At 46.0% G+C, this 533-nt stretch carries 2 tRNA genes and 1 rRNA gene; all 3 read right to left on the reverse strand.

Annotated features, from left to right (window positions below):
- Positions 1-165, reverse strand: a 23S ribosomal RNA gene (locus H6A28_RS14830); the annotation flags it as partial.
- Positions 166-276: 111 nt separating this feature from the next.
- A tRNA-Ala gene (locus H6A28_RS14835) sits at positions 277-350 on the reverse strand.
- An 89-nt stretch (positions 351-439) separates the two neighbouring features.
- Positions 440-513, reverse strand: a tRNA-Ile gene (locus H6A28_RS14840).
- Positions 514-533: the final 20 nt, after the last annotated feature.

The raw sequence follows: 533 nt of genomic DNA on the forward strand, positions 1-533 counted from the left end.
TCCATCATAAGATGGATGTTATCTCTTCAAGATAACGGGTTGTCCCATTCGGAAATCCGCGGATCAAGGGTTATTTGCACCTCCCCGCAGCTTATCGCAGCTTATCACGTCCTTCATCGCCTCCGAGAGCCAAGGCATCCGCCATGCGCCCTTTCCTACTTTCCTTATCACGTGCACACTCCGTCTTTCGACGGGTGCGGGATGATATATACTTTTAGCTTTCGTACTAAAATTACTTTTTGCTTGTTACATCATGTCATAGACCTATTTTTTTCGTGGAGAATAACGGATTCGAACCGTTGACCCCCTGCGTGCAAAGCAGGTGCTCTAGCCAGCTGAGCTAATCCCCCAAGATTTCATGCTTCATTTTTTCAAAGCGGCTGCAAAGGTATGTATTTCCTTTCAAACCGGCAAATAAAAAGCGAAGTTTTTTCTGAGGTAGTCCCAGGCAGAGTTGAACTGCCGACCTCTACATTATCAGTGTAGCGCTCTAACCAACTGAGCTATAGGACTAGCTTGTGAGTTATCATCGT

It is taken from the genome of Bacteroides mediterraneensis (assembly GCF_016900355.1).
In the GTDB taxonomy this organism is placed as follows: Bacteria; Bacteroidota; Bacteroidia; order Bacteroidales; family Bacteroidaceae; genus Phocaeicola.